The organism is Ruegeria sp. H9, assembly GCF_056532915.1.
In genome coordinates, this window is the sequence record NZ_JBQFNX010000003.1 from 160,914 (window position 1) to 183,882 (window position 22,969).

The following is a 22,969-nucleotide window of genomic DNA, read 5'->3' on the forward strand; positions in this document are numbered from 1 at the left end:
TTAGATGGTATTCGAGGGGGCGAGATTGATACTTCCGGCGGGGCGCAGTTGATTTTCAACAGCGCCCCGTTCTCTTTTCCAAAGCATATGGCGAAGTACTTACTCTGCACCTTCGCGCAGACCATGATGATGACTAAACACCGGCCGCGCATGAAGCACCTCTGATCGGAAATCCGCCATGCGCCCCGGTAGCGCGCGATAGAATGATGCCAAACCTGGCTCAACCGCCATCGCATACTTGGCACATTCCTTGCACAACCCAGCGACTACGGTCTGTGATTCCCGTGCGCGTATCGCCTCTAGTAGACCTATGTGTGCGGTCTGCAGCTTTTGAAACGATGCACTGCCTGCTACTTCTCGATCTCCGACCAGTACATAAACAGGCTCTGGCTCGCTTTTGCCTTTCAAATCCACGAAGCCCGCCTCTAGCAGCGCAAGATCAGTATTGGTGACACGGCGAATAGAGTCTGAGACTAGAATATCATAATCCACATGTCGGCAGTTTTGTTCGATCCGCGCTGCCACATTCACCACATCTCCGATTACTGTGTAATTGAACCGGCGCCGCGAGCCGATATTGCCTACGCAGGCGGCTCCGGTTGCGCAGCCTGTCGCCAGAGCGATGGGAGGACGCCCGCGCATGATGGGCAAAGTGTTGAACCTATCTAACGCGCCGCGCATCTTCAGCGCGGCCAAAGCAGCGCGGCACGGGTGATCATCCACGGGCAGCGGTGCATTCCAAAAAGCCATAACCGCATCGCCGATGAACTTGTCGATCGTTCCACGCTCGACCAGAATCTGATCCCCGATCTCTGAGAACAGCGCATTCAGCAAGGCCACCAGATCGGTGGCTGATACAGACTCGGACAATGGCGTGAAGCCCCGAATGTCCGAAAACATCACCGTGATCTCCTGAGATTCACCTCCCAATTGCAGTTGATGCCCGTTGGCCTCCATCTCATCGAGGATTTCCGGTGCAACATAATGCGAGAAAGTCTGGCGGATCACCCGCTTCTCCCGCTCGGTCGAAACAAAGAGGTACCCGGCCAGAAGCCCGAAATTGGCCATACCTCCGGCCAAAGGGAAGGTCGCATCAAACAGAACCGACTGGTTCTGGAACGCCAACCAACTGATGGCAATCACGGCCGATGCGGCCACACCACCTGCAGCAAAAGAAGCGACCGCCCCATAGTTGGACATGACCACTGTGACAACGACGCCCAGGATCACGAACGCCAGCAGCTCAAGTGCAGAGGTAACATCCGATCTGCTCAGCACATCGCCAAGGATGATCTGTTCGATAATCTGGGCGTGGATCGAAACACCGGGAACAGATTCACCCAGTGCCGTTTCGCGTATATCGAACAAGCCCGCCGCAGAGGTGCCGACCAGAATGATCCGTCCTTCTATCTCTGACTGAAGCGTTGGATCACTACCGCTGCGCATGACATCATCGGCCGACAGATAGAGGCCAGGATTGTCCCGCCTGTAACGCACCCAGATCTCGCCATTCTCGGTGGTCGGCAGCACAAAATCACCCAGACCAACCTCAAGCATGATGCCGATCTCGTCCTGCGATCCTTCGGCAAAATAAACGGATTCGCCCATGGCCACCCGCAGGGCTTCAACCCCAAGCGCAGGTAATACACCGTTGGGCCCGGACCAAAGCACAGGGACCCGTCGCACCACACCCAAACTTCCTTGGGGCGAAACATTAACACCCCCGATCCCGGCCGCTTCTTCCCCCAATGGCGGCGCCAGAGAGGTCCAGTGGGCAACGCTGACAAGGCCAGCTGCGGGGTTCTCTCCGATTTCGACTAACCCCGCCTTCGGTACAATGGCCGAACCGCTATCGGTTTGCCGGGCTGCCACACCCAGAACCACTGGCCATTTCGCAACTTCGTCCCCAAATCTGACGTCATTGTCCAGATCGATCGCGGCCTGATCCACCTGCAATAGTCCGGACAAGGTCGGGTCTTGCAACAGTCGCATCGGAGAGTATCGGTCGGGCTCGGCAAACAGCATATCAAAGGCAATCGCAGCGGCACCGTATTCGCCCAATCGTTCGACCATCTGACCCAACAGGGTACGAGGCCAAGGCCATTGGCCCCATTCTGCCAGAGACCTTTCATCAATATCCACCACGCGGACCGGCAGATCCGGGTTGTAGGCCCGTGGTGAAATCCGCTGCAGGATATCGAAGTAAATCAATCTGGACATTTGAACGGGATACGGATCCGCGACCCTAATGAAGCAGCCCATCAGGATCAGCGCCAAGCCCACAAGCCTGAATACTAATCGATGCCCAATTTTGTCTCTTATCTTACCCACCACGTTCACCTTCCAGGCGCAGGGGAACATGAAAATATATGTAACCTGATGCTACCAACCAGCTATCGCTGAAGCGTTACCTGCCGTCGCCGTTGCCCTGACACCCGATCCACCGCTATCTCCACTGGATGCGTTTACGGATGTTCTCGTTTCACCCGAGGCGCTTACACCTGCGCGCGCTGATGTCCCGGAACGCCCTTCGGCGCTGGCTGAGGCCCGGTCTGGCGCTTCGGATCGCCCGCTTTCGCGGGCCGCCGACACCTCAGAACGACCTTGTTCCGTTTGCCGCCGTGCTTCGCGCCGCTCTGGCCTTTCAGATTCAATCTTTAGGGCCTGAGCCTGTCTGCCCGAACACCCTTCGGCACTCACCCGAAACGGTGGCAGCAGTTGCGTTTGCGAGCGTATGAAGGGGAAACCACCTTTTAGCGCTTTGTCATACTGCTCCTGATCTATCGGGCGCCCCACCTGACCGCCCGAACCGGTCGCAAAGAGACTGCACTGTCGGCTTGCCGACCGGCACGACCCGCGTCGGCCGCACATCTGAACGGTGCCCTCGATAACCAGCATCGCGCTTTGGCTGCCGGATGTAATCCACATGTCAAATGTCGTTCCCCGCACGGCCATGGTGGCATCGGGCGTTTTGATCGAATAAGCGCGCTTTCTGCTTTTGCCCGAGATGAAACGGAAACTGCCGCCCAGCGCCTGCACGGTGAAGTTTTTTGCCTTCCGATTGCCTCGCAGCATCGAGACATCCAGGACCATTCGCGCGTTCGGACCAACCGCGATCTTGGTTTCATCTACGAACACCAATTGAACCACGCCTGATCTGTCGGTCGAAATAGTATCGCCTGAAACAACATCCATCCCTTCACGCAAGCGTATCTTTTTACCGGCCCGGATAATATCCGCGCCCGGTTTAGCACTGAGCACTTTTCCGATTGATGCGATGGCCGACGCAGGCAGCGTCGCTAGAACCAAGAAAACACAAAACAATTTCAACCAGGCCAAACCCAAGTCCCCTTCCCCCAAAAGGTACCTACCAGGGTGCCAAACACCCCACGCCCGATATCTGTCGCCTCAGAAAGCTAAATCTGAATAGTTATTAGAGCCTTAAAACTAGACAAATATGCGCCAGAACAGGTGGAGTTGGCAAGGTTTTGCATGTTTTTCAGCATTTCGGGGGTTTCGCACCCCTGCTTCCGGTAGCCCCAGCGCTCCTTCTTGTGGGTTTGATCATCGGTATTCAGAAAAATTTTCCAGACATAGAAAATCGCCTTGTATCTGGATGACAGGCAAGGATATACCGGCCAGCGGAGACGTGGCCGAGTGGTCGAAGGCGCTCCCCTGCTAAGGGAGTAGGCGGGAAACCGTCTCGAGGGTTCGAATCCCTTCGTCTCCGCCACCCATACCGGGCATCACCTGCGATGCCTGCCATGGTCTGAACGATCTCATAAAATCATCCCACTGAATTCACGGCATTTCACGGGCGTTGCACACTACCATTTCTCAAGGCGGATTGGATCGCTCGCATCAACCATTGCACCCTGATGCCGGAGCTTGGTGCGTTGTCTGCAGTACAATTCAGCCCAGGATGTTGGAGGCGGTGAGATATCTATCTTCGTCGCCCTAGAAAGCTCAATTTGGCAAACTGGCGCAATCGACACCCGTTACGGATTCAAAAAAAGGCCGTCCCAACTGGGACGGCCTTTCATTCACTGTCTCTCGAAAGAGGTTCAGGCAGCCAGCGCGGCCTGTGCTTTGGCGACGATCGCGCCGAACGCTTCCGGTTCGTGCACAGCCAAGTCGGCCAGAACTTTGCGGTCCACTTCGATACCGGCCAGGTTCAGGCCGTTAATGAAGCGGGAATATGTCAGTGCCTCGTCATGCGAACGGACAGCGGCGTTGATACGCTGGATCCACAGCGCGCGGAAGTTGCGCTTGCGGTTCTTGCGGTCGCGGGTTGCGTACTGGTTGGCCTTGTCTACGGCCTGACGGGCAACCTTGAAGGTGCTCTTGCGGCGGCCATAGTAACCTTTGGCAGCCTTGATGACCTTCTTGTGACGGGCGTGAGTTACGGTTCCACCTTTAACGCGGGACATCTCTTAATCTCCTCTTAGCGGTCGTAGGGCATGTAGCCCTTGACGATCTTGGCGTCGGGGGCGGACAGGGTGGTGTTGCCACGGGCGTCGCGGATGAATTTCTTGGTCCGCTTGATCATGCCGTGCCGTTTGCCGGCCTGGCCAGCAAGGACCTTACCGGTCGCAGTCACCTTAAAGCGCTTTTTGGCGCTCGACTTTGTCTTCATCTTAGGCATTTCCGTCTCCTTTCGGGGTTCGGTTTCAAACGCGACTCGGCATGCCATCTCGGCCGGTCACGCGATCAGAAGCGCCGTTTACGCAAGTTCGGTCATACTGGCAAGGGGGTTTGGTCCAGAATCTGCGCTTTTTGCAGGCTGGCTAGGCACCGGGGCGACGCGCGCCGCCCCGGTAGTTTGGATTAATGTTCGAATTTGCGGATTTCGCCACTCTTCAGCCGTTCGGCGTAGGACGCCAGTTCCTGACGTACCACTTTCATCAGGAAGTAGAGCGCGAAGACGTTCACAACCGCCATGGCAAAGATCGCCGCATCCGAGAAGTCGATAACGGGGCCAAGGTTAGCCGCTGCACCGATGACTACGAAGATGCAGAAGATGACCTTGAACACCAGTTCCTTGGTGTGACCCTCACCGAACAGGTAGGTCCAGGCCTTGAGGCCGTAGTAGGACCAGCTGATCATGGTCGAGAAGGCGAACAGAACTACTGCGATTGCCAAAACGTAAGGGAACCAACTGAACGCGCTGCCAAAGGCGGCTGAAGTCAGGCTGACGCCCGAGTTTCCGTCAACCGTTGCGATGGCATTACCGGCTTCGTTCAGCATATAGTTTCCGGTCTCCGGATCGACGATCAGCTGCTGCGTGATGATGATCACCAACGCGGTCATGGTACAGATCACAACCGTATCAATGAACGGCTCCAACAGAGACACAAAGCCCTCGGTGATCGGTTCTTTGGTGCGAACCGCCGAGTGGGCAATCGCCGCAGAACCAACGCCCGCTTCGTTCGAGAACGCCGCACGCCGGAAGCCCTGGATCAATGCGCCGACCATACCGCCAGCAACACCAAGACCGGTGAAGGCTCCTGCGAAGATCTGGCCAAAGGCCCAACCGATCTGATCCGCGTTCATCAGGATGATCACCAGCGCCGCGGCCACATACATCACGCCCATGAAAGGAACGACTTTCTCAGTCACGCGCGCGATGGATTTCAGGCCACCCACGATCACTGCAAAGACGATGCCTGCAAAGACCAGGCCAGTGATCCAGCCCGGGTAATCTCCGACGATGCCTGCGATCTGCTGATGCGCCTGATTGGCCTGGAACATATTGCCCCCACCAAGCGCGCCAAGGATGCAGAAGATCGAGAACAGAACGGCCAGAATTTTACCGCCCGGCAGGCCCAGTTCGTTGAACCCTTTCGACATATAATACATTGGACCACCAGAAACGGTGCCGTCATCATATTCGTTGCGGTACTTCACACCCAGCGTACATTCGGTGAATTTCGACGCCATGCCCAACAGGCCCGCGACAATCATCCAGAAAGTTGCACCTGGCCCGCCGATACCGACGGCGACCGCAACACCGGCAATATTACCGAGGCCAACTGTACCGGACAGCGCCGTTGCCAGCGCCTGAAAGTGGCTAACTTCACCCGCATCATTGGGATCAGAATAGTCACCTTTCACAAGGCTGATCGCATGACCGAAGAAACGCAATTGTACAAAGGCAAAATAAAGCGTGAAGACGGTCGCGGCGATCACCAGCCAACCCACGATCCAAGGGAACCCGGTGCCCGGAAACGGGGCAAAAATAAAGCTGACGAAAGGCCCGGTGAAATCAGCAAAGGCCTGGTTGATTTTATCGTCCAACCCGACCGCCTCCTGTGCGGCAGTGGGGCTCGCAACCAGAGCGGCAAGTGCTGCCAGACTCAGTTTGTTCTGAATATTCATCATAATCTCTCCCCTCAGTTCACGACCGTAACCGGAACATCGGCGTGCATGACAAGGTTCTGGGTCGAACTGCCAAACAGGCGTTTTTTAAACCCATCTGCCGAGGCCCGACCCACAACGATCTGGGAGCCACCGTTTTCAACCGTGATTGCATTCAGCGTTTCCGCCACATCTCCGTGACGGACGATGCCGCGCGCCTCGAATCCTGCAGCCTTCAACGCTTCGACCGCTGGCTCGATGATCCGTGACGTGGCTAACGCAACCTCTTCTTCGCGCCGTTTGTGGCGCAGGGCGTTCTCTTCTGGTGTCTGGAATGTGAAAGGAGACCATTCGATGACATAAACCGCTAGAAGCTCGCATGAACCGATACGCCCGGCCAAGTCTTTGGCAAAGGCGATCGCGCGTTCTCCGGTTTCTGTCCCGTCCAGTCCTATGACAATTTTCGTTGTCATGCCGTTCCTCCGTTATTGTTGCTTTGGCCGGGGCCCTCGCCCCCGGCAGGGCAGCCGGAACCTGGAACTTGCTTGAGTAGACCGCCCTAAGGGCAAGTATCCCGAAAAAACACGCAAAAACAGAGAGATTATTGCTGGATACAACCCCCAAACTTCTAAGGCACTGTAAATAAATATTATTATACGCCCAAATATTAGGCATACGCTTGGTATCAAACTGAAATTAGTAGTGGTGATCCGGGCTTAGCCCGGATCAGTGTTGTAGATCAGCCGTTCATCACAAGGGGCGATACGTAAGATGTTGGTGGTGCCAGGAACATTGAAAGGGACGCCGGCGGTGACCACGATCTGATCAGTCTCAGCGGCGAAACCACCCGATCGGGCGGCGCGAGCGGCGCTGACGACCGCACCTTTGAACCGCTCTTGTTCAGGGGTTAAGACGCAATGGCAGCCCCAGCTCAGGCAAAGCCTGCGGGCGGTGCCGGTGGCGGGGGTCATTGCGATGATAGGCACACCGGGACGCTCACGGGCGGTGAGCAAGGCGGTGGTCCCGCTTTGAGTGAAGCAGCAGATGGCTTTGATGTCAGTCTTTTCGGCAATCTCGCGTGCCGCAGCCACGATCCCGTCCGCGATGGTCGTACCCTTGGCGGTACGCGACGCGGCAATAATTTGAGTGTAGGTTGGGTCAGCTTCAACTTCGATGGCAACCTTGTTCATCGTCTGAACCGCCTCGATGGGATAAGAACCAGCAGCCGATTCAGCACTCAGCATGATTGCATCAGTACCCTCGTAGATCGCGGTGGCCACGTCCGAAACCTCTGCTCTGGTGGGCATTGGGCTTTCGATCATGCTTTCCAGCATCTGGGTTGCGACAATCACAGGCTTCGCGGCTGTACGGCATTTACGCACCAGACGTTTTTGGATCGGGGGGACTGCCGAAACAGGCAGTTCGACGCCCAGATCACCCCGCGCAACCATGATCCCGTCTGAGGCGTCAAGGATATCGTCAAAAGCTTCGACCGCAGCAGGTTTTTCGATCTTGGACAAGATCGATGCTCGGCCATCCGCCAGTGCGCGCGCCTCGAACACATCCTTGGCACGCTGAACGAAGCTCAGCGCCAACCAGTCCACACCCAGTTGGCAGACAAATTCCAGATCGTCGCGATCCTTGGCCGACAGCGCTGCCAATGGCAGCACCACGTCAGGCACGTTCACACCCTTGCGGTTCGAGATCGTGCCGCCGACTTCAACGGTACAATGTGCAAAATCCTGTCCGCAATCCTGTACGATCAGACGAATCTTTCCGTCATTGACCAGCAGGCGCGCACCTGGCTCCAATGCGGCAAAAATTTCGGGATGTGGCAGGCAGACCCGGGTGATATCCCCGGCTGCCGGATCAAGATCCAGACGGAATGCGGCGCCCTCCTCCAGTTCTTCCGCATCATTTGCAAACACGCCAACGCGCAGCTTTGGCCCCTGCAGATCGGCCAGGATCGCGATCGGGCTTTCCAGATCCTTTTCGATCTGCCGGATTATACGGTGCCTCTCGCGAATCTCATCGTGGCTGCCATGGCTCATGTTCAGCCGGAATACATCGGCCCCGGCCTCATGCAGCGCACGGATGGTATCATAGTCATTGGACGCCGGTCCCAGCGTCGCCACGATTTTCACATTTCTCAGGCGTCGCATTGATCAGGCTCTCCTCAAACGCGTAAATGTTACCGCAAACATTGCTCAGGCTGCTTATTGCGCAATTCCCTTTCCAACGCAACTGTCCTACACCTGCGGCAAACAAGATGACAGGCTCATGACATACTCTCCGTTTTTTGTTCACGGCGCGGATCGCCCGTCGCGTTGGCTGATTACTTGCGACCACGCCACCAACATGGTGCCGCCCGATATCAACGGCGGAGACCTGGGCCTGCCGCGCGAAGATATGGAACGCCATATCGCTTATGACGTGGGCGCCTACGAGGTCTCAAAACATCTGGGTGAGGTCCTGAACGCCCCCGTAATCGCAGCCAACTTCTCGCGCCTCGTAATTGACCCCAACCGGGGCGAGGACGATCCGACGCTGTTGATGAAGCTCTATGACGGCTCGATCATCCCCGGTAACCGACACGCAGATGCGACCGAGCGTGAGCGTCGTCTGACCATGTGCTACCGGCCCTATCACGATGCGCTGGCAGAGCTTGCAGCCCTGCCGCATGCGGTCATCATCTCGATGCATTCCTTTACGCGCCAGCTCCGTGGCCGCGATCCTCGGCCGTGGCACATCGGCGTCTTGCACACACCGGATGAGCGGTTCTCGCGCCCGCTGATCAACCGGTTGAACGCCGAGGATGATCTGTGCGTTGGGGTAAATGAACCCTATACAGGTGTGCTACCCGGCGATGCGATCGACAAGCATTGCAGCAGTTTCGGCCGTCCTAATGCACTGATCGAGCTGCGTAATGATCTGATTGCGGATCATGACGGGCAACGCAGCTGGGCCGAACGATTGGCCGTTATTCTGCAGGATGCACTGAACGATAGCGGACTATGACGTAAGGTCACTTCATGCCGCTTCCGATCCTCGAAATATTGTGAGCCAATATACTGACACCCATATATTAAGGGAAAGGAGACGACCATGACTCAGGAATTCCTGACAACTGTCTTCGGCTGGATGACCGCCCTTAACATTGCGGTTTTGTTGTTCAGCACGCTGATGATCATCATCATGCAGGACTGGATCGCAGGCGTACATGGCAGAATGTTCCAAATGGAACGGGCCGACGTAAAGAGGGCCTATTTCAGATATCTTGCGAACTACAAAATCCTGACAATCATTTTTTGCCTTGTGCCGTGGCTGGCCCTCAAACTGGCATAAAGCATCCAAACCTGACGTTCCAAGGGGCCTTAAGGCCCCTCCTGTTCGTTGTAACATGGCCCACGGATTGCTAGGTCAGGTTCAGAACGCAAGACAATCATTCGGAGCCCGACAATGGACAAGCAAACTGAAATCGAACTTCAGGCCGCAGCGTTTCGCCGTTTGCAGCAGCATCTGATGCAGGATCGCACCGACGTACAGAACATCGATATGATGAATCTGACCGGGTTCTGCCGCAATTGCCTGTCGCGCTGGTATCAGGAAGCAGCCAATGCCAAGGGCATCGACATGGACAAAAACGAAGCGCGCGAGATTTTCTATGGCATGACCATGGATGAGTGGAAGGCCAACTACCAGACCGAAGCGAACGCCGAGAAACAAGCCGCCTTCAAGGTCGCGTTTGAAGAGAACGTCACGAAAAAAGGCTGACGCCCCGAAAACGAAAAATGCCCGCCATACTGGCGGGCATTTGGTTTAGATTGCAGCCTTTCGGCTTTCGTCCAGATAGATCTCGCGAAGGCGTTTGGCAATCGGGCCCGGCGTGCCATCACCCAGTGCCACGCCATCAATCTCAACAACCGGCATGACAAAGGCGCTGGCCGAAGTGGTGAAGGCCTCATCCGCCTCTTTCGCCTCGTCGATGGTGAACAGGCGCTCCTCAATCTCCATCTGCGCCTCGGCTGCCATGCGCAGAACCGCCTTGCGGGTGATGCCGTGCAGAATGTCGTTGGACAGCGGGCGGGTGACGATCTTGCCGTTCTTGACGAAATAGGCGTTGTTGCTGGTGCCTTCGGTGACATAGCCGTCTTCAACCAACCAGGCATCGTCACAGCCAGCCGCTTTCGCCATCATCTTGCCCATGGACGGATACAGCAACTGTACGGTTTTGATATCGCGTCGGCCCCATCGGATGTCGTCGATCGAAATAACCTTGGCCCCTTTCTTCGACGCGGGGCTGTCGGCCAGACCTGGCTTATTCTGCGTGAACAGAACAAGCGTAGGCTTGGTATCCGCTGACGGAAACACAAAATCCCGGTCGCCGTCACTGCCGCGCGAAACCTGCAGATAGATCAGACCTTCTTCGATGTCGTTCAGCTCGACCAGTTTGCGATGGATTTCCAGAAGTTCTTCTTTGCTGCAGGGTTCAGCCATCTGTAACTCGTCCAGCGAGCGTTTCAGCCGCACCGCGTGGCCTTCGAAATCGACCAGCTTACCATCCAGCACACTGGTTACTTCATAGACGGCGTCTGCAAACAGGAAACCTCGATCAAAGATCGAGACGCTTGCCTCGGTTTCAGGCAGGTATTCGCCATTCACATAAACGGTGCGGGTCATGTTCTTCTCCTCAGCCCCAAAGTGCCGCTTTGGGCGGATGCACTCCGGCGTCATCAAAAATCAGGGGTGTGTCGCGGTCTTCTGCCAACAAAAGCGGTCCGTCAAGGTCCGTCACCATCGCACCCTGCGCGACCAGCGTTGCAGGTGCCATGGCCAGCGAACTTCCAACCATGCATCCGACCATGATGCCATAGCCCTCGGCCAGCGCGGCCTTGCGCAACTCCAGCGCCTCGGTCAGACCGCCGGTCTTGTCGAGTTTGATATTCACCACATCATATTTGCCCTTTAACTTAGGCAAGCTGGCCCGATCGTGACAGGATTCGTCGGCACATACCGGCACCGGACGATCCATGCCGATCAGTGCATCATCCTCACCGGCTGGCAGAGGTTGTTCAACCAGAGCAACGCCCAGTCGCACAAGATGCGGCGCAAGATCGGCGTACACTTCAGCAGACCAACCTTCATTGGCGTCGATAATGATTTTGGAGTCCGGCGCACCAGCCCGCACAGCCTCAAGCCGGGGCATGTCGTCCGGTGTACCAAGTTTGATCTTCAACAAGGGTCGTAACGCATTTTCTGCCGCCTGTGCCTGCATTGCCTCGGGAGTGTCCAGGGAAAGAGTATAGGCCGTAACTTTAGGCCCCGGTGCGGCAAGTTCCGCCAGCTCCCACGCCCGTTTGCCGGAGCGTTTCGCCTCAAGGTCCCAAAGCGCGCAATCCACTGCATTCCGAGCCGCGCCGGCAGGCAGCAGATCCATCAGGGAATAGCGAGAGAATACGTCGGGCAGGCCGGCAATCTCGGCCTCGACTGAATCCAGCGTTTCGTCATAGCGCGCATAGGGCACGCACTCGCCCCAACCATGATGCACACCATCCGAGATCCGAACCGTCAGGACCTTTGCCTCAGTACGTGAGCCGCGCGAGATAGTGAATACCTGCGCCAGCCGAAATACATCGCGGGAAACGTCAATCTGCACGCGTTCAACCTTTCATCGAAAGTGGTGTCTGTTGCCGACAGCAAGGGGCGATCGGCAACTTGCTTAGATCACAGTGCGGCCAGCGCATCCACCAGTTTACCGGCACCAAACCGGTAAGGATCGGTTGCTGGGATACCCATCTCGGTCTCAACCTTGGCGATGTATGCGTGTGCGTCGTCTTCGCTCAGATGCTGGGTGTTGATCGACACGCCCGCAACCTGGCATTCCGGGTTAGCAACACGCGCCAGCGGCAGCGCTGTGTCGCGCAACTGCTCCAGCGTCGGCAGCGAATACTCAGGCAATCCTCGCATATGGGTCCGGGTCGGCTCGTGGCACAGGATCAGCGCGTCGGGCTGACCGCCATGAATCAGCGCCATGGTCACGCCAGAATAGGACACATGGAACAACGAGCCCTGCCCTTCGATGTGATCCCAGTGATCCGGATCGTTGTCCGGTGTCAAATACTCAACGGATCCCGCCATGAAATCGGCGATAACCGCATCCAGCGGAACGCCCTGACCCGTGACCAGAATTCCGGTCTGACCGGTGGCCCGGAAGGTGGATTTCATGCCGCGTTTGCGCATTTCAGCGTCCATGGACATCGCAGTGTACATCTTGCCGGCAGAGCAGTCGGTTCCAACGGCCAGGCACCGCTTACCAGTACGCTTGCGGCCGTTTGCGATAGGATATCCTACGGTCGGTACACGGACGTCGTGCAATGTGCAGCCGTGAGTCTGCGCCGCAGCAACCAGATCGCCTTCGTCGCGCAGCAGGTTGTGTAGGCCCGACGCCAGATCATAACCCATTTCCAACGCTGCGATCAGAACCTCTTTCCAGGCCTCACTGATGACCCCACCCCGGTTGGCAACACCAATGACAAGAGTCTTGGCACCAGCAGCTTTACCTTCGGCAAGTGTCATTTCGGTAAGACCCAAATCAGTCTTGCAACCATCCAGCCTTATTTGACCCACGGCATTCTCAGGACGCCAGTCCCGGATACCAATGGCCACTTTGGCCGCCAACAAGTCGGGCGCATCGCCCAAAAACAACAGGTACGGTGTCTCGATCATTGCGGTGCACTCCTTTGATTCTGGCTTAAGCTAGAGAACCGTTTTGACGAGGGTTTCTCAAATTCTTCTTGCCTGCCCGCCCACAGCGGGAAGTTTTTGCGTATTTTGGCTTTCTTGCACAAGATTGTTCGAAGTTTTTAAACTGATCAAACTTTAAGCTCCCCATTTTGCCAGTATCTTCAATCATGCTGCATACGCATTGCCGCATATGCACAATCACGCTTGCGCAGCATTGCGCAATTTAATATCCCATGACCAACCCTAAACGCAATTTCCTTACTCGCATGAGGTCCAAATGAGCTTCCGCATCCAACCTGCCGCTCCGGCCCGGCCCAATCGCTGCCAACTGTTTGGCCCGGGCTCGAACACCAAGCTATTTCCCAAGATGGCAGCATCAGCTGCAGACGTCATTAATCTGGATCTAGAAGATTCGGTGGCTCCTTCCGACAAGGATACCGCTCGCGCTAACGTAATCGAGGCGCTGAACACAGTTGATTGGGGCAATAAATACATGTCGGTTCGGATCAATGGGCTGGATACACCCTATTGGTACCGTGACGTGGTTGATGTGCTGGAACAGGCAGGCGACCGTCTGGATCAGATCATGATCCCCAAGGTAGGCTGCGCGGCCGATGTCTATGCCGTGGACGCGCTGGTCACCGCGATCGAGCGCGCCAAGGGCCGAACCAAGCCAATTTCATTCGAAGTGATCATCGAATCCGCCGCCGGACTGGCGCATGTCGAAGAAATCGCAGCCTCATCCCCGCGCCTGCAGGCCATGAGCCTTGGCGCCGCAGATTTTGCAGCCTCAATGGGCATGCAGACAACCGGCATCGGGGGTACGCAGGAAAACTACTATATGCTGCGCGAGGGTGAGAAGCACTGGTCCGATCCGTGGCACTGGGCGCAGGCCGCAATTGTCGCCGCCTGCAGGACTCATGGCGTGCTGCCTGTCGACGGCCCGTTTGGCGATTTCTCAGACGATGAGGGCTATATCGCGCAGGCCAAACGGTCTGCCACGCTGGGGATGGTCGGCAAATGGGCCATCCACCCCAAGCAAATCGCATTGGCCAATCAGGTCTTCACACCGTCGGATGAAGCAGTGTCCGAAGCGCGCGAGATTCTGGCCGCCATGGAACAGGCAAAAGCCAATGGCGAAGGCGCGACGGTCTACAAAGGGCGTTTGGTCGATATTGCTTCGATCAAACAGGCCGAGGTTATTGTGGCACAGGCGGAATTGATCGCGGCGGGTAGCTAAGAATAAAGGGCGCTCAACTGAGCGCCCTAATCGAACTGATCAGCGTCCAAATACATTGTTTGGTGTCCATGTGAAACGCTCACCCTTCTTTCCTGATTTCATCATCAGGCAGGATGTGCCGTATTTCTGAAAATACTTGATTTTGATTGGATACCAACCCGCCTGCGGCACCTCAACCTCGGTGCGTTGGTTGGCTTCGCAGCCCTGACGGCCGTTGACATAGCCGATCTGCTGACCGCCGACCCAGGCGTCAATCCCATCGTTCGACCAGGTCTCAAGCTCGTAAACTCCGGGTGAATCAAACCGGATATATCCGCTGATTTCCGCGGCAACATTGAACGCCTGATTGTAGGTCAGGACAGGATCACCTTCGTTCGTGTCTCTGTAGTCCAAACCTCTGAGGGGCTGACCCGGCTTTGCCTTTTTCAGCAGATGATTGACCTTCGAGAGGTTCTGGATTTTGCGGGGCGGGTTACCTTCCCAACTGTATTTTACGTTCAAACCGGCTTTTGGGCTGGGCTGAGGGCTAGCTGGCTGTAACTTCAAAGGTGCTGCTGTCGCAGCGCCGGCAAACATTGCCAAGGCAGCCACCAGCGCTCCGGTGCGGAAAAATGTCATGGTCTACTCCCTGAATTTGCGCCTGCTTCGGGGTTAATCCCTGCCGACGATCCTGTTGAGATGACACTAGGCGCTGAACTTTGACCTCGCAAGATGGTTAAAAATCACTTTTTAATGGTCACGCACGCATATCCTTGGGCGATCCCATCACAACATATGAGGTGATCGAGGTCACATGCGGCAGTGTACCCAGCACCTCGGTGTGGAAGGTTTTGTAGGAGGGCAAATCGGCACATTCGACCCGTAGGAGGTATTCGATCGTGCCGGTGATATTGTGACATTCCACCACTTCGGGTGCTTGTTGCAGGGCTTTTTCAAACCCTTCCTGCGCCACCTTGGTGTGCTCGCCCAAACCAACGCCGATATAGGCAACGAAACCCACCCCCAGCGCCGCCGGGTTCAGCACTGCTCGGTAGCCGGAAATGACCCCTGCCCGCTCAAGCTCCTGCACACGGCGCAGGCAGGCAGAGGGCGACAGGCCCACCCGCTCGGCAAGATCGAGGTTGCTGATGCGACCGTCCCGCGAAAGCTCTTGCAATATATGTTGGTTGATCTGATCAATCTTCGCCATTTATTGCAACATTAACCTTAGAACGCACGAATACGCAATTTCATTTGCCGGGTTCAGCGAGAAAATGCAGCCATGACCTACGATATCCTGATGGCCCTGATCGCGTTTGCTTTTGTCTCGTCAATCACTCCAGGCCCTAACAACCTTATGCTGATGGCATCGGGTGCGAATTTCGGCTTTCGCCGGACAATCCCGCATATGCTGGGCATTGGTTTGGGCTTTACCTTTATGGTGCTTCTGGTGGGGGCGGGTCTGGTTCAGATCTTTGACCGGTATCCGATCAGTCATACCGTGTTAAAAGTACTGTCGGTTCTGTATCTGCTGTATCTGGCCTGGAAAATCGCCCACGCAGCGCCCGCCAAAGGTGCCGATGCTGCAGGCACCCCGATGACGTTCCTGCAGGCTGCAGCGTTCCAATGGGTGAACCCAAAAGCCTGGGCGATGGCGTTGACCGCGACAGCCGCCTATGCGCCCGACCAAACGATCAACGCGATTCTGCTGGTCGCGCTGGTGTTCGGAGCCATCAACCTGCCCTCGGTCAGCACCTGGACGGTTCTTGGACAGCAAATGGCGCGAATCCTGACGAACCCGCACCGATTGCTGGCATTCAACTGGACGATGGCGGCCCTGCTTGTGGCCTCGCTCTATCCGGTGCTGTGGCCGAATTAGGTTACCTGAGCGGCAGGCAAATTTCGGTCAACAGATCCTCGGGGGCCGTTTCTCGTGGATCGTTGAGATAGATCTCATAACACGGATGGTCCGCAGGTTCTTCGCCAGACTCGGGCAACCAATTGCCAAATAATGCCTGATACGCGCCGTGAAGGCCGGAATAAGGTCCCTTGAAGGTCAGCACCGCTGTTTTGCCACCCGGAATTTCAAGGTCTTCCATCCCCTCGGGCGTATCATCACCGCAGAATTCAGCACCTGCAAAACTGCGCAATTCATCCTCGGGCACATCGTCCGGACTGTCGAGATACAGCCCGATCATCGGACCGACTTGCGGCCACAGTTTGCGGGATTCGCACAGGGCACCAAAGGCCTCAAAGCTGCGGCCAATCTCGGCATACGCCCCTTTATGTGGCAGCGCTATGACTCGGCGGGACGGTTCGGTTCGGGTTGTTACGGGATGCATCGGATATCCTCCGGTTTTGAACATTGGATGGGCCGGCAGTATTTGCCCCGCACGTCGAAACGCGGTGGGGCTGCTGCCGTAGGCCTCGGAAAAGGCCCGCGCAAAGGATTTTTGGTTCGGATAGCCAATGTCGGTCGCGATCCGCGTAACCGGTCTGTCTGTTTGCACCAGCCAGCAGGCGGCACGGTGCAGGCGTATCCGACGGGTGGCCTGCGCGCAGGTCTCGCCAGTAATGGCGCGAAACACGCGATGCCAGTGAAACCGCGACATGGCCGCAACCTCGGAAAGGGCGTCCAGAGACAAGTCTCTGGCGGGGTTGTCATGAATGTAGGTCAACACACGCAGCACGCGATCTTCATAGCTGGCAGCCATCAGTATCCTTCCTTCACTTTGCCCAACGGTGATCGCATATTCCACAACCACAAATCTTGCTGAGTTGCATCCCGGACAAGCATTAGTCATATAGCAGGGAACTTCCGCGTTGAGAGGCGTCATGACCCAGTATCTGGATTTCGAAAAACCGCTGGCCGAGATCGAAGGCAAAGCTGAAGAGCTGCGCGCGCTGGCCCGTGCCAATGAAGAAATGGATGTGACCGAAGAGGCCGCCGCGCTGGATGCCAAGGCCGCCAAGCTTCTGGATGAGCTGTATGCCGATCTGACACCATGGCGGAAATGTCAGGTTGCACGGCATCCTGAACGTCCACACTGCAACGACTACGTGGACGCACTGTTCACCGAATTCACTCCTCTGGCTGGTGACCGGAACTTTGCCGACGATCTGGCGGTAATTGGCGGTCTGGCGCGGTTCAACGATCAACCCGTCATGGTGATTGGCCACGAAAAAGGCAGCGACACCAAATCGCGGATTGAACGCAATTTCGGCATGGCCCGGCCCGAAGGGTATCGTAAAGCTGTGCGCCTGATGGAGATGGCGGGCCGCTTTGGCTTGCCGGTGATCACTCTGATCGACACTGCGGGTGCCTATCCCGGCAAGGGGGCGGAAGAACGTGGCCAATCCGAGGCGATCGCGCGCTCAACCGAGATGTGCCTAAAGATTGGCGTTCCTTTGGTGTCCGTAATCATCGGCGAAGGTGGTTCTGGTGGCGCGGTCGCCTTTGCGACTGCGAACCGCGTAGCGATGTTGGAGCATTCGGTCTACTCGGTGATTTCGCCCGAAGGCTGCGCGTCGATTCTTTGGAAAGATGCCGAAAAAATGCGCGAGGCCGCCGAAGCGTTGCGCCTTACCGCTCAGGATCTGCACAAGCTGGGCGTTTGTGACCACATCATCACCGAGCCCAAGGGCGGTGCACATCGCAACCGCCCGGCGGCGGTCGAAGCCGTGCGGTCTGCAATTGCCTCGATGCTGGAAGAGCTTGATGGGAAAGACGCGGCAGCCCTGATCAAGGACCGCCGTCAGAAGTTCCTGGATATCGGTTCGAAAGGGCTGGCGGCTTAACCCGTCAGCCACCCAACCGCTGCAACAGAGCCACCGAAGGCTGGCCAGTCACGGACAACCCGTTGGCGCGCTGGTAGGCGCTAATTGCCGCCTCAGTATTCTTGCCGATAACACCATCTGCGCCTTGTGTGTCATAGCCCGCGGATGTCAGGCGGCGCTGCAGTTCTTTACGATCCTCCAGCGTCAAACCGGTCGCATCCGGCCCGAATGACGCTTGGAACGGCGCGCCGCCAGCAATGCGATCAGAAAGATGACCTACGCCGATCGCGTAGCTGTCCGAATTGTTGTAGCGCTTGATCACCTGAAAATTGCGGAACACAGCAATACGTGGGCCAGGCGTCTGCGGTTGCAACACTGCCACCGGCGTGCCCGAAACCGTGCCCACTTCACCGCCCCAAGGCTGCCCTCGCACCCAACCGGCACGTGCCAGATAAGCAGCCGTTGACGCAAGTGAATCTGCTGGGTCATCGGACCAGATATCGCGCCGCCCGTCGCCAGTGAAATCGACCGCATAAGCAAGGTAAGATGTCGGAATGAACTGTGTGTGGCCCATCGCTCCGGCCCAGCTGCCGGTCATGTTAGCCGGGGTCGTATCGCCCTCTTGAATGATCTTCAGCGCCGCCACCAGTTGCTTCTCAAAAAACGCTCCGCGCCGCCCGTCATAGGCCAGAGTCGACGTTGCCGAGATCACCGGCACATCGCCCCGCCGTGCACCATAACGGCTTTCCAGGCCCCAAACAGCCACGACGACCTCCTTGTCGACACCGTATTGGGCCTCGATCTGCGACAGAGTTCCTGCATGCCGCACAAGCATTTGCTTGCCAGTGTTGATCCGTTCATCCGAGGCAGCAATCGCCAGATAATCCTCAAGCGAGCGTTTGAATTCGACCTGATTGCGATCGCGTTCGATCACGTCGGGTAGATATCCTGCGCCTTGAAACGCTTGGCTAAGGGTCGTCTGAGAAATGCCCTGTGACGCTGCCCGGTTTTTGAAACTGGCCACCCAGGCATCCCATCCTGCGTTCGGAACCGCACGCATCCGCGAAGCCGGAGCACTGTTGGGTGCGGTGCCTGTGGAACAGGCCGCCAACAGGGTTGAACCAAGCCCTAAGGAAAACACTCTTCGATTAATCATGGTTAAATCTGCTCTTGTTGTGATTTGCGTTCAGAATAGCGCAGCCCGGTCGCTCAAGCCAGCAAAGCGACATCCTAAATCAACTGAGTTGAGAGATGGGCAACAAGCCGCTCAGGTCACAAGCAGCCGCAAGCCCTGGGTCACATCCGAACGCACTGCTAGTCGCAACCCAGGCTCATCCCCGGCCTTAAGTGCTGCGATGATCAGGCGATGGTAGTGCGGTGGCTCGGTCCTCCGCAACCGACCGTATAGGGCACGCATCGTGGGACCCAGCTGCAGCCAGACAGTTTCGGCCATGGCAAGCATCGCGGGGGCCTGAGCGCGTAGATACAGCGTGCGGTGAAATTCCAGATTTGCACGGATATATCCCACCGCATCGCGTTTCGTGACCATCTCGGCCACTGCCATGTTGATGCTTTGCAACCGGTCAATCAGAGCCATATGCGCGCGCGGCAGGGCCCGGCTGGCCAGTTCAACCTCAAGCAGCGCGCGCAGCGCCGCCAGCTCTTCGATCCGATCGCGGGTGAGTTCCGGCGTTGATACCCGACCGGAGGTGGACAGGAACAACGCACCTTCTGCTGCCAGACGCCGCACCGCCTCGCGCGCCGGAGTCATCGACACACCGAATTCCTTGCCAATCCCGCGCAGCGTCAACGCCTGCCCCGGGGCAATCTCTCCATGCATGATGCGGGATCTGAGGGCGCGATAAACGCGATCATGGGTTGCCGTATGAGACTCGGCGGGGCGTGAGGTTAACATGAGTTTATGTGATCACAAATCGCGCTGAGGTCAAGCGACGGAGTCGAAGCGATATCTGTGCAGTTCAGCCCCGTTGTCTCGCAGCCAGCGGCGTGGTTCTTTGTAAGGGCCAAAAATATGCTCGACCTGCGCCCAGAACGCAGGTGAGTGGTTCATTTCGGCAAGATGCGCCACTTCATGCGCGGCCACATAATGGAGAACCTCTGTCGGGGCGAGGATCAACCGCCACGAGAACATCAACCCGCCCGCAGAACTGCACGACCCCCAGCGCGAACGCGTATCGCGCAAAGTGAGGCTACTGTACGAACGCCCCAGCATCGCCGCGTAATTATCGCACGCACCGGTCAGACGATCGCGGGCAAGCTCTTTTAGAAACCGCGCTAGTCGCCGTGCTTCGGCACCGGGCGGAACCCCGATCGCATCGCCACTCAGCACGACCCTCCGCCCCGATGCAGGAACGATTCGCCGCGCCGTACCCTCGATCGGAATGAACTGCCCTACGCCAACTGCTTCAATGCTGGGTCGATCCTGCAGGTGCCCGCGGATCCAGCCCTCTTTCTGCTGTGCGAAATCCAGCGCTTCGGCTTCAGCCACCCCTGTCGGGTAGGTCAGCGTAACCCGTCCATCCAATTGGGAAATTCGCAAACTGATCCGCCGTGCGCGCGCCGATCTGCGCAGTGTCAGCGGCACAGGAGGTGTTCCGGGCAATGCGTGTCGCCCCATGGGTGGGCCTCCTTTGCGCAAAGGCTTTGACAGTGCCTGCCGCATGTGGCAGGTGACCTGAATCATTGATGAGATTCACCTGATATCAAGGGGATTTGATATGCCCAAGGAAGAATGGGGCGTAAAGCGTGTCTGCCCGACAACCGGCAAACGGTTTTACGACCTGAACAAGGACCCGATCGTCAGCCCCTATACGGGCGAGGTCGTGGAGCTGGACACCGGAAAAAGCCGGATGATCGCCGCGGATGCTGAAGATGCCGCATCGGTCAAGGCGCGCGAAGCGTCGTCGGACGAAGACATCGTTCTGGATGATGACGACAACGTCGATGTCGAACTGGACGATGATCTGCTGGACGACGATGACGATGGCGATAACGTTTCACTCGACGATATCAAGGACATGTCGTCAGAAGACGAAAACTGATGGATCCCGAGGCGGCCCCGCCGCCTCGACCCGGTCCGCGAAGTCGGTCTGAATTTTTTGCCGATTCCGATTTTAGGACTTGCACTCATCGACGGCGTCTCATAAACGTCCGTCCACCGTTACGACGGTACCTATATGGGGCCTTAGCTCAGTTGGGAGAGCGCTTGCATGGCATGCAAGAGGTCAGGGGTTCGACTCCCCTAGGCTCCACCATTTTTCTCCTCAATTCGAATTCAATCTCAGTCACACGGCTTTAAAAATAGGGCCTTTGACGTGCCAGTCTTTCTCACCCCCCAAGGAAACTTGACCCATTTTCCTCACCAAGTACTACGCGCTTTGCGAAAGCGTGACCAATGTGACCATTGTGAGCAATTGAAAAATGGCTCGCACGAGGAAACCGGTTCGAGAAAATTATTAAATGGTGCACTACATTACTCGCATAGGTCACATTTGTCGAACACCTCGATAGCGGCGGCAGTGCAGCTGTTGTTTAGGCTTGAGATGGCCCGCACTGCGTTGTCAACGCCAACCCCTGCAATCTCACTAAGAACTCTTTGCATTGTGATTTTTGTGACCAGTGGGTTTGAGAGTTTGCTTCAGATTAAAGAGAGGATGTCTGACTTCATTCACCAGTGCGCAACACCTTTAGGGGAACCTGACTAGCTTGGCGCAGACATTCAACGTCATCAGATATGTTGATGAACCTGCCATTTGGCTCCTTAATAGTTTCAGTTGGTCGACACGGTGTCGGTGCCTGGAGTGGGAGGGAAGGATGGAGGACAATTGATGTCCATTTTTCAACTTCCTGCCATCACACCGAAACGCCCGCCGTGGAACAAAGGTCGCCTTATAGGCTAAAAACGTCCGCTTCTCGCGAGGCACGTCTGGGCCATCCGCGTTCGGCTTGAACTCTCAGACAATCTCAGGGACTTGACACTCTTCAATCTTGCGATCGATAGCAAGCTGCGAGGCTGCGATCTCGTTCGCTTGAACGTAGCCGATCTTGTTACTGGTGATCGTGTCCGCGAACGCGTGACAGTTGTCCAGAGCAAAACAAAGCGGCCGGTCCAATTCGAGGTTTCAGAAAACACCCGCCAGTCCATCTTGACCTGGGCATGTCGCCCGGAGATGCTTGGACGCACTTTCCTTTTCCCAAGCCGCTACCACGAAAGGCCGCATATTTCGACACGTCAGTACGCGCGTCTGGTCCGTGATTGGGTGTCGGCGATTGGATTGGAGCCAAGCGGTTACGGCACGCATTCGCTGAGACGCACAAAAGCGGCACTGATCTACCGGAAAACAGGCAATCTACGCGCGGTGCAGCTTTTGCTTGGCCACACCAAGGTTGACAGCACAGTTCGATATCTTGGCGTTGAATTGGAAGACGCGCTGAGTATCGCAGAAAATATCGACGTTTGAAGATTGAGCGGGCGGCAAGAGTCGTCCGCATTTCGTGATTGGCAATTGTCGCATAAGTGATGACTTTCCACCGGACTTTCGAGCCGAGACGAGCGTCACCATCGTCGTCGATTGAGTTGAATCTCCCGCAAGGATCATCGGGCTCAGGTCGGTAACTGTGGCGTCATCGCTCACTCCCATGTGAGTGCTTAGGGAAGTAAGCAGTCACTCATGTAAAGTGAGGCGAACGACCCCATCGAGCCCGAAGCGGACGTATTTTTGCGCCTCTAAAAAGTTATTTTGGAACAAAGGGACAAACTATCTAAGTTACAAAACAGAGTTGATCGAAATTGAAGCCTGAAATCGATTATAAGCTTCCTCGATACACAGGGTTCGCGCAGTCACAAACGAA

At 56.5% G+C, this 22,969-nt stretch carries 23 protein-coding genes, 2 tRNA genes and 1 pseudogene; 10 read left to right on the plus strand and 16 right to left on the minus strand.

Features of this window, described 5'->3' with window-relative positions; translation table 11 throughout:
- Positions 1 to 99: 99 nt before the first annotated feature.
- Together ACR0CZ_RS14965 and ACR0CZ_RS14970 are read right to left on the minus strand one after the other, a co-directional pair.
- The gene (locus ACR0CZ_RS14965) at positions 100 to 2,361 is read right to left on the minus strand and encodes an adenylate/guanylate cyclase domain-containing protein (RefSeq protein WP_170395590.1); all 2,262 of its coding nucleotides are present in this window, start codon (positions 2,359 to 2,361) and stop codon (positions 100 to 102) included.
- Between the two features lie 21 nt (positions 2,362 to 2,382).
- Positions 2,383 to 3,309, minus strand: coding sequence for a FecR family protein (locus ACR0CZ_RS14970; protein WP_480554137.1), 927 nt, complete (start codon positions 3,307 to 3,309; stop codon positions 2,383 to 2,385).
- A gap of 334 nt (positions 3,310 to 3,643) precedes the next feature.
- On the opposite strand from ACR0CZ_RS14970, the gene ACR0CZ_RS14975 reads away from it, so the two are divergent.
- A tRNA-Ser gene (locus ACR0CZ_RS14975) sits at positions 3,644 to 3,733 on the plus strand.
- Between the two features lie 331 nt (positions 3,734 to 4,064).
- Here the strand turns inward: ACR0CZ_RS14975 and rplT are convergent.
- The 5 genes from rplT to pyk all read right to left on the minus strand — a co-directional run bounded on the left by rplT (position 4,065) and on the right by pyk (position 8,519).
- Positions 4,065 to 4,430 carry a 50S ribosomal protein L20 gene (gene rplT, locus ACR0CZ_RS14980; RefSeq protein ID WP_008756009.1) on the minus strand — a complete coding sequence of 122 codons (366 nt, stop codon included), beginning with the start codon at positions 4,428 to 4,430 and terminating at the stop codon, positions 4,065 to 4,067.
- 14 nt (positions 4,431 to 4,444) lie between these two features.
- Positions 4,445 to 4,645 (minus strand): 50S ribosomal protein L35, encoded by a 201-nt coding sequence (rpmI, locus tag ACR0CZ_RS14985; protein ID WP_010443552.1) that lies wholly within the window; start codon positions 4,643 to 4,645, stop codon positions 4,445 to 4,447.
- Positions 4,646 to 4,827: 182 nt separating this feature from the next.
- A complete protein-coding gene (locus ACR0CZ_RS14990) occupies positions 4,828 to 6,378 on the minus strand; it encodes an alanine/glycine:cation symporter family protein (protein WP_170465878.1) in 1,551 nt (516 codons plus the stop codon).
- Between the two features lie 14 nt (positions 6,379 to 6,392).
- A complete protein-coding gene (locus ACR0CZ_RS14995) occupies positions 6,393 to 6,830 on the minus strand; it encodes a universal stress protein (protein WP_170395586.1) in 438 nt (145 codons plus the stop codon).
- Between the two features lie 243 nt (positions 6,831 to 7,073).
- Complete coding sequence (gene pyk / locus ACR0CZ_RS15000) at positions 7,074 to 8,519, minus strand: pyruvate kinase (RefSeq protein ID WP_170395584.1); 1,446 nt, start codon at positions 8,517 to 8,519, stop codon at positions 7,074 to 7,076.
- A gap of 118 nt (positions 8,520 to 8,637) precedes the next feature.
- On the opposite strand from pyk, the gene ACR0CZ_RS15005 reads away from it, so the two are divergent.
- The 3 genes from ACR0CZ_RS15005 to ACR0CZ_RS15015 all read left to right on the plus strand — a co-directional run bounded on the left by ACR0CZ_RS15005 (position 8,638) and on the right by ACR0CZ_RS15015 (position 10,131).
- The gene (locus tag ACR0CZ_RS15005; RefSeq protein WP_170395582.1) at positions 8,638 to 9,375 is read left to right on the plus strand and encodes an N-formylglutamate amidohydrolase; all 738 of its coding nucleotides are present in this window, start codon (positions 8,638 to 8,640) and stop codon (positions 9,373 to 9,375) included.
- An 87-nt stretch (positions 9,376 to 9,462) separates the two neighbouring features.
- The gene (locus tag ACR0CZ_RS15010; RefSeq protein ID WP_170395580.1) at positions 9,463 to 9,702 is read left to right on the plus strand and encodes a DUF6868 family protein; all 240 of its coding nucleotides are present in this window, start codon (positions 9,463 to 9,465) and stop codon (positions 9,700 to 9,702) included.
- 114 nt (positions 9,703 to 9,816) lie between these two features.
- On the plus strand, positions 9,817 to 10,131 hold the full coding sequence (locus ACR0CZ_RS15015) for a DUF1244 domain-containing protein (protein WP_170395578.1): 315 nt from the start codon (positions 9,817 to 9,819) through the stop codon (positions 10,129 to 10,131).
- 45 nt (positions 10,132 to 10,176) lie between these two features.
- Here the strand turns inward: ACR0CZ_RS15015 and ACR0CZ_RS15020 are convergent, their stop codons facing one another.
- The 3 genes from ACR0CZ_RS15020 to dgcN form a co-directional block, all read right to left on the minus strand.
- Positions 10,177 to 11,037 (minus strand): D-amino-acid transaminase, encoded by an 861-nt coding sequence (locus tag ACR0CZ_RS15020; protein WP_170395576.1) that lies wholly within the window; start codon positions 11,035 to 11,037, stop codon positions 10,177 to 10,179.
- 10 nt (positions 11,038 to 11,047) lie between these two features.
- On the minus strand, positions 11,048 to 12,013 hold the full coding sequence (gene dgcA / locus ACR0CZ_RS15025) for an N-acetyl-D-Glu racemase DgcA (protein WP_170395574.1): 966 nt from the start codon (positions 12,011 to 12,013) through the stop codon (positions 11,048 to 11,050).
- Positions 12,014 to 12,081: 68 nt separating this feature from the next.
- Positions 12,082 to 13,083: an N-acetyltransferase DgcN gene (gene dgcN, locus ACR0CZ_RS15030; RefSeq protein WP_170395572.1), complete on the minus strand. Its 1,002-nt coding sequence runs from the start codon at positions 13,081 to 13,083 to the stop codon at positions 12,082 to 12,084.
- Between the two features lie 295 nt (positions 13,084 to 13,378).
- Between dgcN and ACR0CZ_RS15035 the strand changes: the two genes are divergently transcribed.
- Complete coding sequence (locus ACR0CZ_RS15035) at positions 13,379 to 14,341, plus strand: L-malyl-CoA/beta-methylmalyl-CoA lyase (RefSeq protein ID WP_170395570.1); 963 nt, start codon at positions 13,379 to 13,381, stop codon at positions 14,339 to 14,341.
- 39 nt (positions 14,342 to 14,380) lie between these two features.
- Here the strand turns inward: ACR0CZ_RS15035 and ACR0CZ_RS15040 are convergent, their stop codons facing one another.
- Both ACR0CZ_RS15040 and ACR0CZ_RS15045 read right to left on the minus strand, forming a co-directional pair.
- Positions 14,381 to 14,959: a PA14 domain-containing protein gene (locus tag ACR0CZ_RS15040; protein ID WP_170395568.1), complete on the minus strand. Its 579-nt coding sequence runs from the start codon at positions 14,957 to 14,959 to the stop codon at positions 14,381 to 14,383.
- Positions 14,960 to 15,077: 118 nt separating this feature from the next.
- Positions 15,078 to 15,530 carry an Lrp/AsnC family transcriptional regulator gene (locus tag ACR0CZ_RS15045; protein WP_170395566.1) on the minus strand — a complete coding sequence of 151 codons (453 nt, stop codon included), beginning with the start codon at positions 15,528 to 15,530 and terminating at the stop codon, positions 15,078 to 15,080.
- Positions 15,531 to 15,602: 72 nt separating this feature from the next.
- Here ACR0CZ_RS15045 and ACR0CZ_RS15050 point away from each other — a divergent pair, with 72 nt between their 5' ends.
- Complete coding sequence (locus ACR0CZ_RS15050; RefSeq protein ID WP_170395564.1) at positions 15,603 to 16,199, plus strand: LysE family translocator; 597 nt, start codon at positions 15,603 to 15,605, stop codon at positions 16,197 to 16,199.
- A 1-nt stretch (position 16,200) separates the two neighbouring features.
- Here ACR0CZ_RS15050 and ACR0CZ_RS15055 read toward each other — a convergent pair whose 3' ends face one another.
- Positions 16,201 to 17,034 carry an AraC family transcriptional regulator gene (locus ACR0CZ_RS15055; RefSeq protein ID WP_480537172.1) on the minus strand — a complete coding sequence of 278 codons (834 nt, stop codon included), beginning with the start codon at positions 17,032 to 17,034 and terminating at the stop codon, positions 16,201 to 16,203.
- Between the two features lie 121 nt (positions 17,035 to 17,155).
- Between ACR0CZ_RS15055 and ACR0CZ_RS15060 the strand changes: the two genes are divergently transcribed.
- Positions 17,156 to 18,118: an acetyl-CoA carboxylase carboxyltransferase subunit alpha gene (locus ACR0CZ_RS15060; protein WP_170395560.1), complete on the plus strand. Its 963-nt coding sequence runs from the start codon at positions 17,156 to 17,158 to the stop codon at positions 18,116 to 18,118.
- A gap of 4 nt (positions 18,119 to 18,122) precedes the next feature.
- On the opposite strand, the gene ACR0CZ_RS15065 is transcribed toward ACR0CZ_RS15060, so the two are convergent.
- From ACR0CZ_RS15065 to ACR0CZ_RS15075, 3 genes are all read right to left on the minus strand, one after another.
- Positions 18,123 to 19,253: a lytic murein transglycosylase gene (locus ACR0CZ_RS15065; RefSeq protein WP_170395558.1), complete on the minus strand. Its 1,131-nt coding sequence runs from the start codon at positions 19,251 to 19,253 to the stop codon at positions 18,123 to 18,125.
- A 111-nt stretch (positions 19,254 to 19,364) separates the two neighbouring features.
- Positions 19,365 to 20,012, minus strand: a complete 648-nt coding sequence (locus ACR0CZ_RS15070; protein ID WP_170395556.1) for a GntR family transcriptional regulator — start codon at positions 20,010 to 20,012, stop codon at positions 19,365 to 19,367.
- A 30-nt stretch (positions 20,013 to 20,042) separates the two neighbouring features.
- Positions 20,043 to 20,735, minus strand: a complete 693-nt coding sequence (locus ACR0CZ_RS15075) for a M48 family metallopeptidase (RefSeq protein ID WP_480502831.1) — start codon at positions 20,733 to 20,735, stop codon at positions 20,043 to 20,045.
- Positions 20,736 to 20,835: 100 nt separating this feature from the next.
- On the opposite strand from ACR0CZ_RS15075, the gene ACR0CZ_RS15080 reads away from it, so the two are divergent.
- The 3 genes and pseudogenes from ACR0CZ_RS15080 to ACR0CZ_RS15090 all read left to right on the plus strand — a co-directional run bounded on the left by ACR0CZ_RS15080 (position 20,836) and on the right by ACR0CZ_RS15090 (position 22,578).
- A complete protein-coding gene (locus ACR0CZ_RS15080) occupies positions 20,836 to 21,159 on the plus strand; it encodes a TIGR02300 family protein (RefSeq protein WP_170402007.1) in 324 nt (107 codons plus the stop codon).
- A gap of 137 nt (positions 21,160 to 21,296) precedes the next feature.
- Positions 21,297 to 21,372: transfer RNA gene (locus tag ACR0CZ_RS15085), tRNA-Ala, on the plus strand.
- 573 nt (positions 21,373 to 21,945) lie between these two features.
- Positions 21,946 to 22,578 (plus strand): annotated as a pseudogene (locus ACR0CZ_RS15090) (tyrosine-type recombinase/integrase).
- Positions 22,579 to 22,969: the final 391 nt, after the last annotated feature.

What these genes read in the sequence shown, in the direction of transcription:
- ACR0CZ_RS14965 (WP_170395590.1), bottom strand. Translation starts at nt 2,361, where the DNA reads ATGTTCCCCTGCGCCTGGAAGGTGAACGTGGTGGGTAAGATAAGAGAC.
- rplT (WP_008756009.1), bottom strand. Translation starts at nt 4,430, where the DNA reads ATGTCCCGCGTTAAAGGTGGAACCGTAACTCACGCCCGTCACAAGAAG.
- rpmI (WP_010443552.1), bottom strand. Translation starts at nt 4,645, where the DNA reads ATGCCTAAGATGAAGACAAAGTCGAGCGCCAAAAAGCGCTTTAAGGTG.
- ACR0CZ_RS14990 (WP_170465878.1), bottom strand. Translation starts at nt 6,378, where the DNA reads ATGAATATTCAGAACAAACTGAGTCTGGCAGCACTTGCCGCTCTGGTT.
- ACR0CZ_RS14995 (WP_170395586.1), bottom strand. Translation starts at nt 6,830, where the DNA reads ATGACAACGAAAATTGTCATAGGACTGGACGGGACAGAAACCGGAGAA.
- pyk (WP_170395584.1), bottom strand. Translation starts at nt 8,519, where the DNA reads ATGCGACGCCTGAGAAATGTGAAAATCGTGGCGACGCTGGGACCGGCG.
- ACR0CZ_RS15005 (WP_170395582.1), top strand. Translation starts at nt 8,638, where the DNA reads ATGACATACTCTCCGTTTTTTGTTCACGGCGCGGATCGCCCGTCGCGT.
- ACR0CZ_RS15010 (WP_170395580.1), top strand. Translation starts at nt 9,463, where the DNA reads ATGACTCAGGAATTCCTGACAACTGTCTTCGGCTGGATGACCGCCCTT.
- ACR0CZ_RS15015 (WP_170395578.1), top strand. Translation starts at nt 9,817, where the DNA reads ATGGACAAGCAAACTGAAATCGAACTTCAGGCCGCAGCGTTTCGCCGT.
- ACR0CZ_RS15020 (WP_170395576.1), bottom strand. Translation starts at nt 11,037, where the DNA reads ATGACCCGCACCGTTTATGTGAATGGCGAATACCTGCCTGAAACCGAG.
- dgcN (WP_170395572.1), bottom strand. Translation starts at nt 13,083, where the DNA reads ATGATCGAGACACCGTACCTGTTGTTTTTGGGCGATGCGCCCGACTTG.
- ACR0CZ_RS15035 (WP_170395570.1), top strand. Translation starts at nt 13,379, where the DNA reads ATGAGCTTCCGCATCCAACCTGCCGCTCCGGCCCGGCCCAATCGCTGC.
- ACR0CZ_RS15040 (WP_170395568.1), bottom strand. Translation starts at nt 14,959, where the DNA reads ATGACATTTTTCCGCACCGGAGCGCTGGTGGCTGCCTTGGCAATGTTT.
- ACR0CZ_RS15045 (WP_170395566.1), bottom strand. Translation starts at nt 15,530, where the DNA reads ATGGCGAAGATTGATCAGATCAACCAACATATATTGCAAGAGCTTTCG.
- ACR0CZ_RS15050 (WP_170395564.1), top strand. Translation starts at nt 15,603, where the DNA reads ATGACCTACGATATCCTGATGGCCCTGATCGCGTTTGCTTTTGTCTCG.
- ACR0CZ_RS15055 (WP_480537172.1), bottom strand. Translation starts at nt 17,034, where the DNA reads ATGGCTGCCAGCTATGAAGATCGCGTGCTGCGTGTGTTGACCTACATT.
- ACR0CZ_RS15060 (WP_170395560.1), top strand. Translation starts at nt 17,156, where the DNA reads ATGACCCAGTATCTGGATTTCGAAAAACCGCTGGCCGAGATCGAAGGC.
- ACR0CZ_RS15065 (WP_170395558.1), bottom strand. Translation starts at nt 19,253, where the DNA reads ATGATTAATCGAAGAGTGTTTTCCTTAGGGCTTGGTTCAACCCTGTTG.
- ACR0CZ_RS15070 (WP_170395556.1), bottom strand. Translation starts at nt 20,012, where the DNA reads ATGTTAACCTCACGCCCCGCCGAGTCTCATACGGCAACCCATGATCGC.
- ACR0CZ_RS15075 (WP_480502831.1), bottom strand. Translation starts at nt 20,735, where the DNA reads ATGGGGCGACACGCATTGCCCGGAACACCTCCTGTGCCGCTGACACTG.
- ACR0CZ_RS15080 (WP_170402007.1), top strand. Translation starts at nt 20,836, where the DNA reads ATGCCCAAGGAAGAATGGGGCGTAAAGCGTGTCTGCCCGACAACCGGC.